Origin of the sequence: Pedobacter planticolens (genome assembly GCF_014172375.1) — a bacterium.
Taxonomy (GTDB): domain Bacteria; phylum Bacteroidota; class Bacteroidia; order Sphingobacteriales; family Sphingobacteriaceae; genus Pedobacter; species Pedobacter planticolens.
In genome coordinates this window covers 565,469-583,275 of the sequence record NZ_WNXD01000002.1, presented here as the reverse complement: position 1 = coordinate 583,275, position 17,807 = coordinate 565,469, and the positions used below count along the sequence as shown (strand labels likewise).

Sequence of the window (17,807 nt, the reverse complement as noted above, 5' to 3'; positions counted from 1 at the left end):
AAATAAAAGTTGCTTTTAATCAAATTAGAGCAACTATAGATAATTAATACCTTTATTAAAATAGCTTTGACGTGAGTATTGGAGGTAAAATCAGGTTTCTATTATTATTGTTAGGCATTTGCTGTATTGTTACAGCTTTGTCACTAAATAACTCGATTACCAAAAAAGACCTCCTTTTACACGAAGCCGAAGTGTTGCAGCAAAACTTAGCTGTAAAAGAGCGAATCGTTCAAAGTTATCTTACCAATCCGGCTAAAATAAATGAGCTTAAACGGCTATATAAAAACGATAAGTTAGCGTTAGATTTTATAACGAATAATCGTACAAATGGCATAAATGTTTTAGTTTATAAAGATGAAAGTCTCCAGTTTTGGAGCTCAATTAAAGCTTTTCCTCCCAATGTTGAACGTTTAAAAGAAGGAACTTCTTTTACGCAATTACCAAACGGTTGGTACGAGATAGTTAAGAAAACTATTGATAACTATACGCTTGTGTTTTTAATAACCGTAAAAACACAATTTAGTATAGAAAACCAATACCTAAAAAATCAGATTGTACCCGAACTTTTTCCTCGCAATAGCTTGGATTTGGCAACTTTTACTGATAAAGACATTACAGAAATCTTTAGCGTTCATAAAGAATATCTTTTCCCTGTTAAGCTGAGTGAAGAATATGCTAAAAACATCTATGCTACCATACAAATTTGGCTTTGGATTGTCGGCCTTTTTAGCATCTGTTTATTTGTAAATTATTATTGCTCTTGGTTAGCTAGAAAAGGCTTAGTTGTTTCTGCTACATTGTTGCTAAGCGTATTTTTTATCGCTTTTAGGTTATCAGATCTTCAGTTTTTTTGGTTTAATCACCAATTTAATCTCGAAATTTTTAGCCCTTCCATTTATGCACAAAGCGATTTATTTCCCTCATTGGGAGATTTATTGTTAAACGTTATTTCCATTACATGGATTGGTTTGTTTGCTTACACCCATCGTCATCAATATATATTGCCAAAATGGATGACTAAAAGTAAAGTAGTTGGCATTTTGTTTCACGTGGTATTGCTACTTGTTTTATCTTTTGCGGCATTTTTAATAGATAATATTTTCTTTGGGTTGATATACAATTCTAAAATCAATTTTGATATTACTAACATCATAAACCTTGACTGGATAAGTTGGGTTTGTATTTTGATTTTATGTATAGTTTGGTTAAATGTGTATTTGGCGGCCAACATTTTTATCGAGCTAAGTAAGCAGCTTAAAACAACTAATAAAGAAAGACTAATTGTTTTTTTAAGCCTACTTGCTGGTTATTTTATATATAAACTGGTCAGTGATTTTAATGTATTCTTTTTAGTTTATGCCTTGCTCATCTTTATTATAGGATGGAATAATTACGTTCAATTTCGTAAGTTCTCAATAGGAACTTTTGCTATTCTTTTCTTATGCATGGCTTTCCTTACTGCAATTAAATACATCAAATTTAATGATATTAAGGAGAGAAGCACTAGGGCTGCTATTGCCGAAAAACTACTAAACTCTGATGATCCAAAAGTTATTAACTCTATTGATAGCTTTGAAAAGGGGATTTCTACCGATTCGTCTATTGTAGATTATTTTAAAAACCCTCAACTTACCAAAACGTTTAGCTTTCACGATTATATCGAAAAGAAATATCTAGATGGGTATTTATCTCGCTTCGAATATAATTTGTACGAGTATGATAATCGAGATTCGACATTAAAAAAGGAGGAAAGCCTTCCTATTTCAAAATATAAAAACTTAATAAAATCTGGAGCGATTAAAACGCCAGAAGCAACTTATTCTTATCGAATTAACGACACGTTTGGGTATCAAAATTACTTCGGTCTTATTCCAATATTTGATGGGACAAATCTATTAGGAACTTTAGTTATTGAGTTAAAATCTCAACCTTATGATGTAAATAGCCATTTTCCAGATTTATTAATTGATGGAAAGACGAAAAGCGATGAAGACTTTACCGATTATTCTTTAGCTTTCTATAAGGATAATAAACTTTATAGTCAGTCTGGAAAATATACTTATCCCATGGTTAATACACGCTTTAAAGGTGTGGTTGGCAAAATTGAATTTGTAAGCGACAATGCACAAGATGAACTAGATGCGGGTGCAACTATAACAACAAGTTACAGCCATGCAGTTAACCGACCAAATCATTCTAAATTAATTATAATTAGTAAAGAAAAAGTGTCTTATGTAGTTCGTTTGGCTACCTTATCATTTTTCTTTCTAGTATTTATATTATTTGGTATTGCACTTTATTTGCTCATCTGGATAATTAAAAACATCGATGATAATAAAGCTGGATGGTTCAGTTTTAATCGATATTTAATGATTAATGCCAACAGAATTTTGTATAAAACAAGGATTCAAGTTTCCATCGTTTTATCTGTCGTTGCAACGCTATTAATTGTAGGTTGGACAACTTTTTTCTACATCAAAGATGATTATTTGAAACAACAAGAAAGTGGGATTAGAGAAAAACTAAGGAAGGTCCAGCTTTCGTATGAAAATCAGATTTTAAAAACAGGAATAATTAAAAATGATAACGAATCTGTATTTGCATTTAATCAGTTTGCCGATATAAATGCTGCTTTTTTAAACCTGTATGATACTCAGGGTAATTTGTATCTAACATCATTGCCAAAAATGTACGATTATGGTATAATTGGAAAGAGATTGGGGCCAAAGGCGTTTATCGCTTTAAATTTGATGCAACGCTCAGAATTTTTAAATCCTGGAGAAAAAATCGGAAGCTTTACATATGCTGCGGCTTATGCGCCAATTCGTAATGCACAGAACCAAACTATAGCCTATATCGGTTTACCTTATTATGCAAATGAAGCAGATTATCAAGCTAAAATTGGATTGTTTATCAATACATTAATTAATATTTACGCCTTGGTTTTTGTATTAATTGGAGTGCTCGCAGTATTCTTAGCCAATCAAATTACCAATCCACTTACTTTTATTCAAGAAAGTATTAAAAAAACTAAGCTAGGACAAAAGAACCAGCCAATTGTTTGGCACCGACAAGATGAGATAGGATCGCTCATTAAAGAATATAATAAAATGATTGCCGCTTTGGAGTTAAGTGCCACTAAATTAGCACGATCTGAAAGAGAAAGTGCTTGGCGAGAAATGGCAAAGCAAGTGGCACATGAAATTAAAAACCCACTTACGCCATTAAAATTGGGAGTGCAACTACTAGAGAAATCATGGAAAGAGAATGATCCAAACTTTGAAAGGAAATTTGAAAGCTTTAATAAATCTTTTATCGAACAAATAGATAGTTTGGCTACCATAGCATCAGAGTTCTCTAATTTTGCTAAAATGCCTGATACAAAACTGGAGAATCTAGAATTGCTTCCAGTAATTGAACAAGCCAAATCGGTATTTAATACAGCTGATAATATTGAAATTGTTGTGCTAAATCGTACGAATAGAAAAGTGGTTGTATTGGGGGACAAGGATCAGTTGTTACGTACGTTTAACAATCTCCTTAAAAATGCAATAGAAGCCAGCGAAGGCAAAGAAAAATGCGCTATTCAAATCCGCCTTATAAACGATGAAAAGAATGTTTATGTAGAAGTTCAAGATAATGGCAAAGGGATTGATTTAGCGTTACAGGACAAGATATTTGTGCCTAATTTCACTACAAAATCTTCGGGAACTGGTTTAGGCCTAGCCTTTGTAAAACAAGCGATAGAAAACGCTGGTGGTACGATAGAATTTTCATCAGAAATTAACCAAGGAACTATTTTTTATATCAGTTTCCCTTTGGCTTAGTAGGGCTGCTCGTCATTGCGAGTCTCCGATTTTTCATCAGGACGAAGCAATCTTTCATGGTTAGAAAGATTGCTTCGTTGCTGCGCTTCTCGCAATGACGATTTGGTAATACAATAGCCTTAAAACTAATATTTTTATTAAATTATTAATCTAAAGGAACCTAAATTTAAAGAAGATTTTAGCGTAAAGCGATTTGACTTTTACCCATAATAAAGCCATCGGTATAAAGAATAATGGCATAAGTTCCTTTTATAAACTCTTTAGGGTTTGTCCAATCAATTTTATAAACGGCTTCATCGTTATTATATGAAAACTCAATTGCGGTGCTGTATTGCATTTGCTGACCGTCTATTTCAAACATATTATTCTCATTAGCAACTAAATTTCCTGCCGGATCAAATACTCTTAAATATACTTTGTGGTAATTTTTTTCTGCTAACGAGTTAGGCACTACAGTAAAATTTATAGTGAATTTAGTTGCCGTACTAGCACGAGTTACCTCTACATTTTTGCCACTGCTTTTAACTTTAAAAGCAATAATGTTAATGTTAGCAGCTTTTAATGCCGCTCCAACTTTTACTTTAGCATTTAAATTTTGATTTTCTTTTTCAAGATTATCCGCCTTTTCGCTGTAAGAATTGGCAGTTGTTTTAAGGCTATCTCGTTCGGATTTTAAATATGTATTTTCCTTTTCTAAACGAGTAATTTTATCGTTGTAATTTTTTACAAATTCTCTTAATTCCTTAATTTGATTTTGAGCTTTTTCTAAATCACCCTGTGTAAGCTGACCTTTTTGTAAAGCCAATTTTAATTCGGCTATTTTTTCTCTTGCTAACTTCTGCTCTTGTTGTAGTTTTTCGCTTAAGGTTACGTTTAATGAATTTACTTTATCGAGCTCTACTTCAATTTTTTCTACCTCAAGATTAAGGCGCTCTTTTTCAGTATTTACCGTTACAAAGCGATTACTCTGTTGTTTATCTTTAAAATATAGGTACGCGTTTATGCCTAAAAGCGCAGCTATCACAATAACTAAAAAGTAAACTTTATTTCTGTCGACTTTATTTACGGGATCTTGGTCTTGCATGGTTATTAATTTCAAATTGACAAAATATGCCGTCAATTAACTTTTAATCTTGGTATTTCGATTTTATAGGACAGCTAACATAATATAAAAAAATGATAAGTGTAAAATTTGTAGCACTTTTGTGTCAGATTTTTTAAAAAAAGTCGTTTATAGAAAAAGCCAAAGGACAATTTATGTACTTTGACGACTACAAATCAAACCTGTTTTTCTTTTATACAAAACCAAATAATGAATAAAAGCCATATTTACGCACTTTTACTCTTACTAGCTGCTCCTTTCCTTTCTATCGCACAAAACACCACAAAAATTGCTCCAAAACGTGAGTTTAGAGGTGTTTGGATAGCCTCTGTTACAAATATAGATTGGCCTTCAAAACCAGGTTTATCCGCCGATCAACAAAAACAAGAACTGATTGGTATACTAGAACAACATAAGAAAAATGGTATGAATGCCATTATGTTACAAATTAGGCCTACGGCCGATGCGCTTTATGCTAAATCTAGAGAACTTTGGAGTCACTGGTTAACGGGTACGCAAGGTATTGCGCCAGCGCCCGGATATGACCCTTTAGAATTTGCCATAAAGGAGGCGCACATTAGAGGAATGGAGTTGCATGCATGGTTTAACCCATATAGGGCAACAATGAGCGCAGGAGCGATTACAAGCCCTGAACACATCACTAAAAAACGACCAGAATTATTTTATACCTATGGAGGTCAGAAATTGTTTGATCCAGGATTACCGGAGGTGCGAGCCTATATTTTACAAGTTATTTTAGATGTTGTTAAAGAATACGATATCGATGGAGTTCATTTTGACGATTATTTCTATCCATACCGTATAGAGGGGCAACGAATCAATGATGCAGCAACTTTTGCAAAGTATCCAAACGGTTTTACAAATATTGATGATTGGCGTAGAAATAATGTTAATATTTTGATAAAAACAGTAAATGACAGTGTTCATTACTATAAAAAGTATATGAAATTTGGCGTTAGTCCTTTTGGTATTTGGCGGAATTTTAGAGAAGATACCTTAGGTTCTAAAACAAATGGTTTATCAAACTACGGCGAATTATATGCTGATTCTAGAAAATGGATTAAAGAAGGTTGGGTAGACTATATCAATCCGCAAATATATTTCACGTTTGGTAGATCTGCAGCACCTTTTGGTGTATTGCTAGATTGGTGGGGAAATAACACCTATGGACGACATTTATACATTGGTCAGGCGGCTTATTTAGTTCGTGTGCCTACAAAAGTAGATCCAACATGGATGAAATTAAACGAAATCCCCAATCAAATTAGGTACATGAGAGAGAATAACAGGGTGCAAGGAAGTGTGTTTTTTAGCTCTAAATCTCTTTCTACAAATGCTAAATCTCTTGCAGATTCGCTTAGAAATGATTTATATAAATATCCTGCTTTGCCGCCACAAATGCCATGGTTGGATGATGTGGTGCCAAATGTTCCTCAGAATTTTACTGCAGATGCGCTTGAAGATGGAGTTAATTTAAAATGGGAGAAACCCCTAAAAGCAGCGGATGGTGAAACAGCATCGGGCTATGTGATTTATCGTTTTGAGGAGGGAGAAAAGATTAACGTTTTAAATCCTAAAAATATATTGAATATTAGCTTTAGAGATTTTACTTTTTATGTCGATACTAATGCAGAAAAGGGCAAAAGATATAATTATTTGATTACCGCTTTAGATCGTTTAAAGAATGAAAGTGAACCTAGTGGACCAGTTGGAGTGCAAGCGAAATAGAAACTAAAATAGTCCTTTAGCAATTAGTTCTTTCTCCTTTAATTGATTTAAAATATGATCAAGCTGTAAATCGGTTAAGCCATAAATACTTTCTTGTGTCCAAAATGCATCGTAAAGTTCAGCTTTGCTGGAAATGCCCGAATTTATAAAACCTAATAAAACTTCTTCGATGTGATTTAATTGAGTAGAGCGATTAGGAAAGCGCAATAAATGTGCTTTAAGTGCTTTTTTAAGCAGTGGTAAATTCCCAAAATCTCGAATTAAAAATGCTTGAATTTTTTCAAAATCATTTTCGATATATAAATCCCAAGCTTCGGCTGCGAATGCTAAATCGGCTTTTTGCAATTTAACTTTTTGATGTAAAAGTTCACTTAACTGTGTTGGGTTTAATTCGCCTAATCCTCTAAAATTTGGCATTACTTCTATACTTTCTGGACAGATTAAAGAAATGGAAGTGTCTTCGTTGTAATTTGAGTTTATACTAGATAAAATACAAATCAGATTAATTTGACAAGTTAAATCGTATTCAAACCAAAGAACAACTTCATCATATTTATCAATGTTATTTAATTTTTCAGCTTCTGTAATTACTTTCTGTTGGTAATTGGTAGAATTTTCTCCAAAAGTTTTACAAATCCAATCTGATCTAAGCTCCCATAAGTTGGTTTTGGAAACCGGACCATCGGCTAAAATTTCACGCCAAACTAATATATCTCCCTCAATTTTTGTCCGATTAAAAACGTATAAAGTAGCATCACCATTTAAAATATGAAGTGTTTTCATACTAGTTTAAACCTTAATAATGACATTCTTCTTGTACATGATCCAAAGTATCACATAAAAGAAAAGTATCACAAATATCGCGTAAGCCAATGATGCATTTATTGGAGAAAAATGAGGTGTAAAAAAGGTTTGATTAAAATAAGTTAATGAACCAATTTCATCGCCATTTGGCTGTTTAATTTTAATCATGTTTAGTAAGCGTGGCGTTAATCCCGACACAAAAAATACGGTAATTGCATTTACTCCGTACACTACAAAAGGTTTTGTAAAACGATTATAGTTATGCACATCAATTATCCAATACGAAAGCGCCAAAACTATAGTAGCCAAACCGCCAGTATAAAGCACATAAGAACTTGTCCATAATGATTTATTTATTGGAAATTCTAAATCCCATAAAAGACCTGCAATTACACACATACATCCGACAGAAAATAACCATGCAATTTTCGAAGCTGGTTCAACATCTTTACGTTTTAAATAAACGCCAACCAAAACTCCAAATAAACCAGTTGCAATAGCTGGTAAAGTGCTCAAAATCCCTTCGGGATCCCAAGTGATAGAAGATTTCCATAAATGAGCTTCGCCTAAAATAGTTCTATCGAGCCATGCGCCTAAATTGGTTTCCTTTTCGAGATTTGCATAGCCAACCCCAGGTACGGGTAAAAACATCATTAATGCCCAATAGGCTAAAAGGATAATAATAATGGTTCTGAAAATATTTTTTTCGGATGATTTTAAGAATATCACAGAACAGATAAAAAACACAACTCCAATTCGTTGTAAAACGCCGGGAATACGAACATGTTTAATCGATTCTATGAAATTAAAGTCTTGAAAATTTCTAGGGAAAATGGACAGGAAAAGACCTAATCCAAATAAAATTAAACCTCTTTTTAATGCTTTTAAGATTGTTTTTTGATGGCTTTTTGGGTCTGCTTTTTTACTGCCCATTGCATACGCAATAGAAACACCAACTATAAATAAAAAGAAAGGAAATACAAGGTCGGTAGGCGTGCAGCCGTTCCATTCGGCGTGTTCAAGTGGAGCATAAATGTGGCTCCAACTGCCTGGATTGTTAACTAAAATCATTGTGGCGACTGTTAGACCGCGAAAAAAGTCTAATGATAATAGTCGCTGAGGTTTAAGTTCCATTTCTTTAAGTTAAAATTATCTTCTATAAGACTAATATATAGAAGATAATTTTAAATCATTCATAAAAATGAAAGCAAGAAAGGTAACTAGAACTTATAACGAACAAAAGCTTCCATGGCTTCGTAATCGGCTAAACCTAAATTATCGTAAGCTTTTGCGGTTTCTCTGTTCCTATCCTCAGCTCTTTGCCAGAATTCTCTAGCATCATCACCTGGAAAAACAGCTCTATCTTTTTGAGATTGGTGTTTGAAGATAGCAAACTTTTTACGTTCAACTTCTTGCGGACTAAGTGGAACAGACATTTCGATTTCGTGAGTTTCAAACTCTAACCACGCACCACGATACATCCATAACCAGCAATCTTTTACCCAGCTTTCTGTTTTTTGTAATCTTCTTAATGCTTCTAAAATAATATTGAAACAAACAATGTGTGTGCCATGTGGATCTTCAAAATCGCCAGCGGCAAAAACTTGCTCAGGTTTAATTTTTTGAAGTAATTCCATTGTTAACAAAACATCAGCTTCAGTTACTGGGTTTTTTTGATTTTTACCACTTTCATAAAAAGGCAAAGCCATAAAATGGATGTGATCATCTTCTAATCCGCAATAGCGAGCACCAGCAATAGCTTCTCCTTTTCTAATTAAACCTTTAACGGTTTGTATTTCTGGAGTATCTATTTGGTTTGGTTTTTTCTGCTCAATAAACTGACGCATTTTGGTGTACATGTTTTTCATTTCTGGATGAGCGATACCCATTTTCTCAGAAAAATCATTGTTAAACTCTACAAAACGTAATGCATCATCATCCCAAACAGCAGTATTACCCGAAGTTTGATAAGCCACGTGTACATCGTGTTTTTGATCAACCAAACGAATAAACGTTCCGCCCATAGAAATTACATCATCATCTGGGTGAGGAGAAAATATAACAACACGTTTTTTAGCAGGTTCAGCTCTTTCAGGCCTTTGGCTATCATCTGCATTAGGTTTGCCACCTGGCCAGCCAGTAATTGTATGTTGTAATTTATTAAAAATATGGATATTAATATTGTAAACAGGTCCTTTTTCTAAGGCTAGTTGTGCCATACCGTTGTTATTAAAATCGTCTTCTGTTAATTTTAATATAGGTTTGTGCAACGTATTAGCTAACCAAATTACCGCTTTTCTAGTCAATTGATCAGTCCAAACACAATCTTTTACCAACCAAGGTGTGTCAAATCGGGTTAACATAGAAGCTGCATCCTCATCTAACACAAATTCTACATTATCAGAAAGTTGTAAGTAAGTAGCAGGTACTTCACTCGACATTTCTCCTTCAACAGCCTTTTTTATAATAGGAGATTTTTTACGGTTCCATGCCATTAACACAATTTCTCGTGCTTTAAAAATGGTGCCAATTCCCATTGTAATTGCCTTTGTAGGTACGAAAGATTTACCGCCAAAATCACGGGCCGCATCTCTACGGGTCAAATCATCTAAAGTAACTAAACGTGTACCAGAGTTAGGTGCAGATCCTGGTTCATTAAAACCAATGTGACCCGTACGTCCAATACCTAATATTTGCATATCTAGACCACCTACATCACCAATTTTGCGTTCGTACGCTAAACAAAAAGCAGGAATTTCTTCCAATTTAAGCGTGCCATCTGGAATATGAATATTGTTTTTATCAATGTCTATATGATCAAACAAATGCTCATTCATAAATGAAACATAGCTCTGAGCAGCAGTTGGTTGCATTGGATAATATTCATCCAAATTAAACGTGATCACATTTTTAAAGCTTAAGCCTTCTTCTTTGTGTAAACGCACTAATTCTGCATAAACTGCGATGGGAGTTGCACCAGTTGCTAAGCCTAGCACTGCATTTAAGTTGTTTTTTTGTTTGTCTTTTATGATGTTCGCAATTCTATGCGCAACATTGATAGAAGCTTCTTTAGGGTTTTTAAAGACGGTAACAGGGAGTTTTTCGAACCTCGTTTCTTCTAAAAGATTTAATCTTGCCATTAATTCTGTTGTTGTTTAGTGAACGGAGCAGTAAATATAGCAGTTAATGCGCAATTTTTAATAAAGGAAGTTTACTTTTATTACAAGTATTTTTATAAAAGAGCTTTAGTGCTATAATCAAACGGTTGATATTTAAACGCAATTTTCCCTGTAATAAACAACAATAGTAAAGAATCACATTTAGAAGCTATAAACGGAAAGATTAATGTTTGAGGCTTATATTTCACGAAAATTTTTTTACTCCTACAACTTTAATATAACACCCACATCCTTTGCAAAAAGAGAACACTATTAAACCTACTTCGGGTTAAGGTAATAGTAACACCAAAGTAAGTCCATAGTAAGTCCGCCTTTTTGAAAAATAATGCGGACTATACGCGGACTAACTGCGGACTTACTATGAATATGACCTACACTTATCCCTGTTTGTTTGCATCGTTAAACAAGGTTAAGAAATGTTGAAATAAGATAGATGAATTAGAGAATTGTTAACCCATTTTTCTATCGAAGGATGTCTGTATCCACCGGAACTAATGCGGCTAAATCCATTCTCATTAAGGATGGCTTTTCTATTTAATCGCATGTCTATAAATAGGTGTTTCCTGCTATCGAAATTTATAATACTTCATTTTGGTTAGTGCTAAACCGACCGATACTGTCGTAATATTCAAATTGATTCGATACAGGTGCAATTATGTACAAAAAATTATAGCAGCCATTGTTAATGCTTAAAACTTTTCGGAATATAACGGGCATAAAAGCTCAAGTATTATGCGTTTTTGTGCATTTTTATGCGGCTATTGCTTTGAGAATTGTATCAAAATAGTTGCTTTATTTATTTTTTAAGTAAAAAACATTTATGATATTTACTTATCAGTTGCTGATTTGCGCATTAATGCGTTTTTAACAAATGTTAATAATCAACAAAAAATAGAACTTAATCACTAACCAAATTTATGATTATGAAAAAAGAATTACTCATGCTTTTTTTGGCCACATTTGTGTTTGCTTTCCAAATTATGGCGCAAGAAATGTCGATTTCTGGTAAAGTCACATCCTCAGAAGATGGGCTTCCAATTCCAGGTGCCACGATAAAAGTTAAGGGAAGTACTACTGCTACCCAAACTAATTCTGATGGAACATATTCCATTAAGGCTAAACAAGGAGATGTACTACAGTTTGTTTATTTAGGAAGAACCACTATTGAGCAAACGGTTGGTAAATCTACTACCATTAACGCAGCGTTAGTTGGTGATAACAAAAATTTGAACGAGGTAGTAGTAGTAGGTTATGGTACCCAAAGAAAGGGTAACTTAACAGGTGCTGTTACTACAATCGATATTAAAAAGACTTTGGAAAGTAGGCCAATTGCTGATGTGGGTAGAGCGCTGCAAGGTGCTGCTCCTGGATTAACAATTATTACCCCTAGTGGTGAAGTTGGTTCAGATCCAATTATCAAAATTAGAGGTCAGATCGGATCATTCCAAGGCGGATCAGCTCCGCTAATCTTGTTGGATAATGTGGAAATTCCAAGTATCCAGTTAGTTAATCCAAGTGATATTGCTTCGATTACCCTTTTGAAAGATGCGGCAGCAGCTTCAATTTACGGTGCCAAAGCTGCATTTGGAGTAGTGTTAATTACTTCAAAACAAGGGTCGGGAACTGAAAAGGCTCAAATTAGCTATACCAATAATTTCTCTTACCAAAACCCATGGAAAGACTTGAAGATGGGCGATATAAGTGCACTTACTTACACTGTTGATGCCGCAGAACGAATAGGAAAAGTTACACCGGAAGGCGCATTTTACGGAGTGGATAGAGCTAGCTTAAACAAAGCTATCGCTTGGAAAGAGAAATATGGAAGTACGATTGGTGCTGATGATCCAACTGTTTTCGGAAGAGATTGGTATGTTCAAAATGGTACCAAGATGGGTATTAGAACCTATGATCCATACGAATCGATGGTAAAAGAATGGGCACCTACAATGACGCATAATTTGTCGGTAGGCGGTACTACAGGAAAAACGAATTATAACTTGGGATTGGCCTTCTTAGATCAAGCCGGTATGATGAAGGCATCAAAATCAGACCAATTTACACGTTACAATGCCTCTTTAAGAGTTTCAAGCGAACTTAATAAATATGTTACTGTTCGCGGTAGCTCTATCTATTCTCGCAGAAATAAAGAATATGCGTATGTAACTGGCCCTACTGGAGCTGATCCATGGTTGTATATGTATCGTTGGGCCTCCATCTATCCATTTGGTAATGATGAAAATGGAGATCCCATTCGTAGTCCAGCAAGTGAAGGAAATGCGGCAAATACTGCAAACATTCTTCAGAATTACATGAACATTAATTTGGGGAGTACGGTAAATATTATGAATAACTGGAAAGTTGATTTCGATTATACATACACTAATCAAGAGTCAATAAATAAGCGTCCAGGTACGCGTTTTACCGCTAGAAATTCTTGGGTTGCTCCCAAATTAAGACTTGATGGAAGCGGTAGCCAAGTATATGTAAATTCAGAAGGTCAAGTTGTTGCTGCTGGTACTCCTGATGCAATGGCTGCATACGATCTTGCTTACGAAACTTATACTGCATTAGGCGCAGCACCAGACAACTTCTATAGATCAGCAGAGAATTATAATTCACATACCATTAATGCATTCACTACCTATAATTTGAAGCTTAAGGAAAATCATGATTTCAAATTTATTTTGGGATTAAATAGGGTGGCACTTAACATCGAATCGCAATTTACCCAAATAACTAATCTTACAGATATTAATAACCCACAGTTCGCGTTTGGTGTAGGTACTACAACAGGTGGTGGTGATAGGTCTCAGGAAGCACAATTGGGCTACTTTGGCCGTATTAATTACGCTTACAAAAACAAGTACTTGTTTGAGGCAAACTTACGGTATGATGGTTCATCAAAATTCCCTATGGCCCTATGGTATAGATGGTTCCCTTCTTTCTCAGCTGGATGGGTAGCTAGTGAGGAAAGTTTTATGGATTGGGCAAAACCAGCTTTAAGTTCATTGAAATTTAGAGGGTCTTACGGTTCTATTGGTGATCAAACCGTTCCTTCTGGGCTTTATATCTCTCAGTTAACGCCAATAATTTCTACTTGGATTGGTGGTGGTAACTCTCGCGTAAATTATGCGAGTACTCCTACTGCGGTTTCTGCATTCATTAAGTGGCAAGATATCGTTACAAAAAATTTAGGGGTTGATGTTGGCTTTTTAAACAATAGTTTAAATGCAACATTCGAGGTTTACCAAAGAAACACGAACAATGCAATTGTACCTGCAGAAGGTATTCCATTAACTTTTGGTGTAGGTGCTCCACTAAGTAATTATGGCTCATTGAAAACAACAGGTGTTGAGCTATCGGTTAATTACAACCATAAATTCGAAAATGGATTAGGGATTAATTTAACAGCAAACATCTCGAATTCAAAATCAATAATTACTGCATATGGATCGGCTACAGGTGTAAACAGCAATTATGTAGGTAAAAAAATAGGCGAAATTTGGGGTTATCGTACAGATAGACTTTATCAAATGGATGATTTTGAGTTAGATGGCGCAGGAAAACCGATCTTGATTACGTTAACAGCTGCAGAAAGTAAACTTGCCGCAGGTAAACAAGCGTATAAATTGAAAACTGTAAACGGAGTTAAACCAGTTTATCAGCCATTCGTACAAACATCAGCCAATTTCCGCTATGGTCCTGGTGATGTTAAATTCATTGATGTAAATGGCGATGGCGAGATTAGTAATGGATCCAATACATTGGCAGATCATGGAGACTTAGAAGTAATTGGTAACTCTAATCCAAAATATGAATATGGTTTTAGATTAGGAGCAGATTTCAAAGGTTTTGATATTAGCGCCTTCTTCCAAGGGGTAGGTAAACGTGAAATTTGGGGAGATGGATTCCTTGCCATTCCTGGATATCAATCATCTGATGGTGCAATACCTGCAGCGATTTCTGAAAACTATTGGACGCCAACGCATACCGATGCATTCTATCCTGCGGCCTATAATAATGCAGGAAGTAACGTTAATAACAATATGCAAATTCAAGATCGATATCTATTGAATATGGCATATTTGCGCCTTAAAAACCTAACAGTTGGTTATACAATACCTCAACGTTTTGTTAAAAAAGTTGGTATTAGCTCATTAAGAGTATATACTTCACTAGAAAATATCCTTACTTGGGATCACCTTGGCGATTTGCCGATAGACCCTGAAGCAATATCTGGTGTAGGATTTTTTAACAACACTTACAATTTAAGTCGTACCGGTACAGGGATACCAACTTTTAAAAGCGTGTCTTTTGGTGTTCAATTAAACTTTTAAAAAATAAAGCGATGAAATATTTTAAATACATATATAGAATAGCTGCGGTAGCAATCTTATTTATCTCCTGCAATAAAGACGTTCTCGATCGCCCACCTCTTACCACTTACGTAAATGGTGAATTCTGGCGCAATGAGGATGATTTGAGGCTATTTGGGAATGGGTTTTATACAAATTATTTTAATGGATATAATACCGCATTTGGTGTAGATTATGCGCCAGTAAGAGGGTATACATTTTCAGATGATTTAACTAGCAGAAATGCACAAACCAGTTTCGAAAGTAGTATTCCTTCATCTAGAGGTACAACTTCAGAGACTGAAGCTTGGTTAACAACTTATGCTGGTCCAAGTTGGAATTTTTCATGGGTAAGAAAAGCTAATATTTTCTTAAATAGAATTGAAACTGTAGCAAAACCAAATATTTCAGCAGATGCTTATAAGCATTGGACAGCAGTAGCTCGGTTCTTTAGAGGGTATGAATATAGTCGCTTAGTGAGTGTATTTGGTGATGTGCCTTATTTCGATAAAGAATTATCAGATACCGAGCTCCCATTATTATACAAAGATCGTGATAGTAGAGGCCTAGTAATGGATAAGGTTTACGATGACTTTAAATACGTGTTAGCAAACATGCGCAACACTGATGGAGTACAGAATTTAAATAGATATATAGCTGCTGCTTACATTTCTAGATTTATGTTGTTCGAAGGCACATATGAACATTATCATGGCCTTGATGCTGCACGTGCTAAGAAATACTTAGAATTTGCTGTAGAGGCTGGGGACATAGTGATGGCGAATTCAGCCTATAGTTTCACAAGTGACTTTAAAGCATTGTTTTCGTCAGAAAGCTTAGCAAGCAATAAAGAAGTGTTGATGTATAGAACTTATGACGGGGCTTTGGGTATAACTCATAGTATTGGTTCATATAGCAATGGAACAGAAGTAAATACACAGGATGCAAACTTGGTGTTAGCCAAGGCATTTATTGTGAATGATGGTAATGTTTGGCAAAACACTCCTATTGCAGCAGCTAAAACCTTTAGGATGCATGATTTAGTGGCAACTCGTGATCCACGTTTTGAAGCTACATTTATTGATACAGCAATGATTACCTCTGCCAGTTTATTATATGGCTATAAATTTGCTTCTAAAGATGCAATTTCATATTATGGAGGAGCAAAAGGCCCATATCCAGCAATTTGGGGCAGCAGCACCAATACAAATGATGCGCCAGTAATGCGTTTAGGTGAAGTGGTATTAAATTGGATTGAAGCTAAAGCAGTATTGGCAGAGTACTTAGGAGGGCCAGGTGTTACCCAAGGTGATTTAGACAAATCGATCAACGCTATTCGAAATCGCCCTATCGAAGCTGCGGCACTCACAAAATATCCAACTTTGACTAAAACTCCAAAACTTGTACTCGGTGCTTATCCAGTTGATCCTGTTCGTGATGCGGATGTTCCAGCTTTAATTTGGGAAATTCGCAGAGAAAGAAGGATGGAATTTGCTTATGAAGGCTTTCGATTGTTGGATATCAAGCGATGGATGAAATTAAATTACATGAACTTCTCTACTAATCCAGATTATTTCTTGGGGCCATGGGTGGATCTTAATAATACGCCATTGCTTAAAACCACTTATTTAACAACAGCTAACATTAATGTTGTTAAAGTTAAAAAGATGGATGGTACAATAGTAATATGGAATGGTAGCAATGCTGCCAATATGATAGGATTTTGGATGATTACAAATGCTACAAATAGAAATGCATTTACAGACAAATCATACCTATCACCTGTTGGGCTAACTCAGATACAACAATACAAAGAAAAAGGATATACCCTTACCCAAACTACGGGGTGGTAGTTTCGTTTTAGCCAAAAGAAAAGGCCATCTATTAAGATGGCCTTTTTTAATTAAATGAACTTTATAAGTTAAAGAATACGTAATCCTTTAACCCGATAATTTTCTAATTGCAAATCTTCAGGTTCTAACTCTGTAATCAAATAGCTGATGTTTTCTAAAGAAGCTACTTTTATTCTAAGTGAAATATTTAGTTTTTCAGAAATACATAGGATTGCAGATTTTCTTGATGAACTGAGCATGGTCTTCTTTAGCTGATTGATTTCCCAATCTGTATCTGTAAGGCCGTCAATGGGGTGTATAGCGCTAGTGCCCAATAAACATAAATCAGCATTAATTTCAGAGAGTTGACTAATTACATGTCCGCCATAGGTGATTTGCGAGTTTTTAGAAAACATGCCACCAATTAAAATCACCTCAATTTTTCGGTATTTGGCTAACTCAACCGCTACTAATGGGCTAATCGTAAAAAAAGTGGCCATTAAATTTTCTGGCAGCTGTTTTACCAATTCAATTATAGTAGTTCCACCTCCTGTTAAAATAACCATTCCATCTTTAATTAAAGGAATAGTCTTTTTTGCAATAGTTATTTTGGCATCTTTAGCATAAACCGTACTGTCATCAAAAGAAGAATGATAGGATTTAGAAAGAGCGCCTCCGTGAACCTTATATAACAAATTATCATCAGACATTTCTTGCAAATCTCTCCTAATGGTATCTTCAGAAACATTTAACAAGTGAACAAGATCTGAGGTAAGCACTCGATTATGCAGATTAATTTGTCGCATAACAAAGTCATGCCTTTCTTTCTTTAACATAATATATAGTTGTTTGGAATACTAAGATATAAAAATTAAAAATATTCTGCTGGTTTTTGCTGGTTTTTGCAATAAAAATTTGCAATTATCATTAAAATAGTTGCAAACTTTCTTTTATTAGTG

The 17,807-nt window shown here is 34.8% G+C and carries 9 protein-coding genes; 4 read left to right on the top strand and 5 right to left on the bottom strand.

The window, feature by feature from the left end; all coding sequences use genetic code 11:
- Positions 1-71 precede the first annotated feature (71 nt).
- On the top strand, positions 72-3,827 hold the full coding sequence (locus GM921_RS11145; protein WP_182922716.1) for a sensor histidine kinase: 3,756 nt from the start codon (positions 72-74) through the stop codon (positions 3,825-3,827).
- 178 nt (positions 3,828-4,005) lie between these two features.
- Here GM921_RS11145 and GM921_RS11140 read toward each other — a convergent pair whose 3' ends face one another.
- Positions 4,006-4,911 (bottom strand): hypothetical protein, encoded by a 906-nt coding sequence (locus tag GM921_RS11140; protein WP_182922715.1) that lies wholly within the window; start codon positions 4,909-4,911, stop codon positions 4,006-4,008.
- Between the two features lie 228 nt (positions 4,912-5,139).
- Between GM921_RS11140 and GM921_RS11135 the strand changes: the two genes are divergently transcribed.
- Complete coding sequence (locus tag GM921_RS11135; protein ID WP_182922714.1) at positions 5,140-6,678, top strand: glycoside hydrolase family 10 protein; 1,539 nt, start codon at positions 5,140-5,142, stop codon at positions 6,676-6,678.
- A 3-nt stretch (positions 6,679-6,681) separates the two neighbouring features.
- On the opposite strand, the gene GM921_RS11130 is transcribed toward GM921_RS11135, so the two are convergent.
- The 3 genes from GM921_RS11130 to nagB form a co-directional block, all read right to left on the bottom strand.
- Positions 6,682-7,461 carry a DUF1835 domain-containing protein gene (locus GM921_RS11130; protein ID WP_182922713.1) on the bottom strand — a complete coding sequence of 260 codons (780 nt, stop codon included), beginning with the start codon at positions 7,459-7,461 and terminating at the stop codon, positions 6,682-6,684.
- Positions 7,462-7,467: 6 nt separating this feature from the next.
- Positions 7,468-8,553 (bottom strand): acyltransferase family protein, encoded by a 1,086-nt coding sequence (locus tag GM921_RS11125; protein WP_235969825.1) that lies wholly within the window; start codon positions 8,551-8,553, stop codon positions 7,468-7,470.
- Positions 8,554-8,702: 149 nt separating this feature from the next.
- Positions 8,703-10,622, bottom strand: coding sequence for a glucosamine-6-phosphate deaminase (nagB, locus tag GM921_RS11120; RefSeq protein WP_182922711.1), 1,920 nt, complete (start codon positions 10,620-10,622; stop codon positions 8,703-8,705).
- A 962-nt stretch (positions 10,623-11,584) separates the two neighbouring features.
- Here nagB and GM921_RS11115 point away from each other — a divergent pair.
- Together GM921_RS11115 and GM921_RS11110 are read left to right on the top strand one after the other, a co-directional pair.
- A complete protein-coding gene (locus GM921_RS11115; RefSeq protein WP_182922710.1) occupies positions 11,585-14,998 on the top strand; it encodes a SusC/RagA family TonB-linked outer membrane protein in 3,414 nt (1,137 codons plus the stop codon).
- An 11-nt stretch (positions 14,999-15,009) separates the two neighbouring features.
- Positions 15,010-16,869 (top strand): RagB/SusD family nutrient uptake outer membrane protein, encoded by a 1,860-nt coding sequence (locus GM921_RS11110; RefSeq protein WP_182922709.1) that lies wholly within the window; start codon positions 15,010-15,012, stop codon positions 16,867-16,869.
- 68 nt (positions 16,870-16,937) lie between these two features.
- Here GM921_RS11110 and GM921_RS11105 read toward each other — a convergent pair whose 3' ends face one another.
- Complete coding sequence (locus GM921_RS11105; protein ID WP_182922708.1) at positions 16,938-17,684, bottom strand: DeoR/GlpR family DNA-binding transcription regulator; 747 nt, start codon at positions 17,682-17,684, stop codon at positions 16,938-16,940.
- Between the last annotated feature and the right edge of the window lie 123 nt (positions 17,685-17,807).

Bases quoted from the DNA above. Each gene is read 5' to 3' on its own strand.
- GM921_RS11140 (WP_182922715.1), bottom strand. From the start codon at position 4,911: ATGCAAGACCAAGATCCCGTAAATAAAGTCGACAGAAATAAAGTTTAC.
- GM921_RS11135 (WP_182922714.1), top strand. From the start codon at position 5,140: ATGAATAAAAGCCATATTTACGCACTTTTACTCTTACTAGCTGCTCCT.
- GM921_RS11130 (WP_182922713.1), bottom strand. From the start codon at position 7,461: ATGAAAACACTTCATATTTTAAATGGTGATGCTACTTTATACGTTTTT.
- GM921_RS11125 (WP_235969825.1), bottom strand. From the start codon at position 8,553: ATGATTTTAGTTAACAATCCAGGCAGTTGGAGCCACATTTATGCTCCA.
- nagB (WP_182922711.1), bottom strand. From the start codon at position 10,622: ATGGCAAGATTAAATCTTTTAGAAGAAACGAGGTTCGAAAAACTCCCT.
- GM921_RS11115 (WP_182922710.1), top strand. From the start codon at position 11,585: ATGAAAAAAGAATTACTCATGCTTTTTTTGGCCACATTTGTGTTTGCT.
- GM921_RS11110 (WP_182922709.1), top strand. From the start codon at position 15,010: ATGAAATATTTTAAATACATATATAGAATAGCTGCGGTAGCAATCTTA.
- GM921_RS11105 (WP_182922708.1), bottom strand. From the start codon at position 17,684: ATGTTAAAGAAAGAAAGGCATGACTTTGTTATGCGACAAATTAATCTG.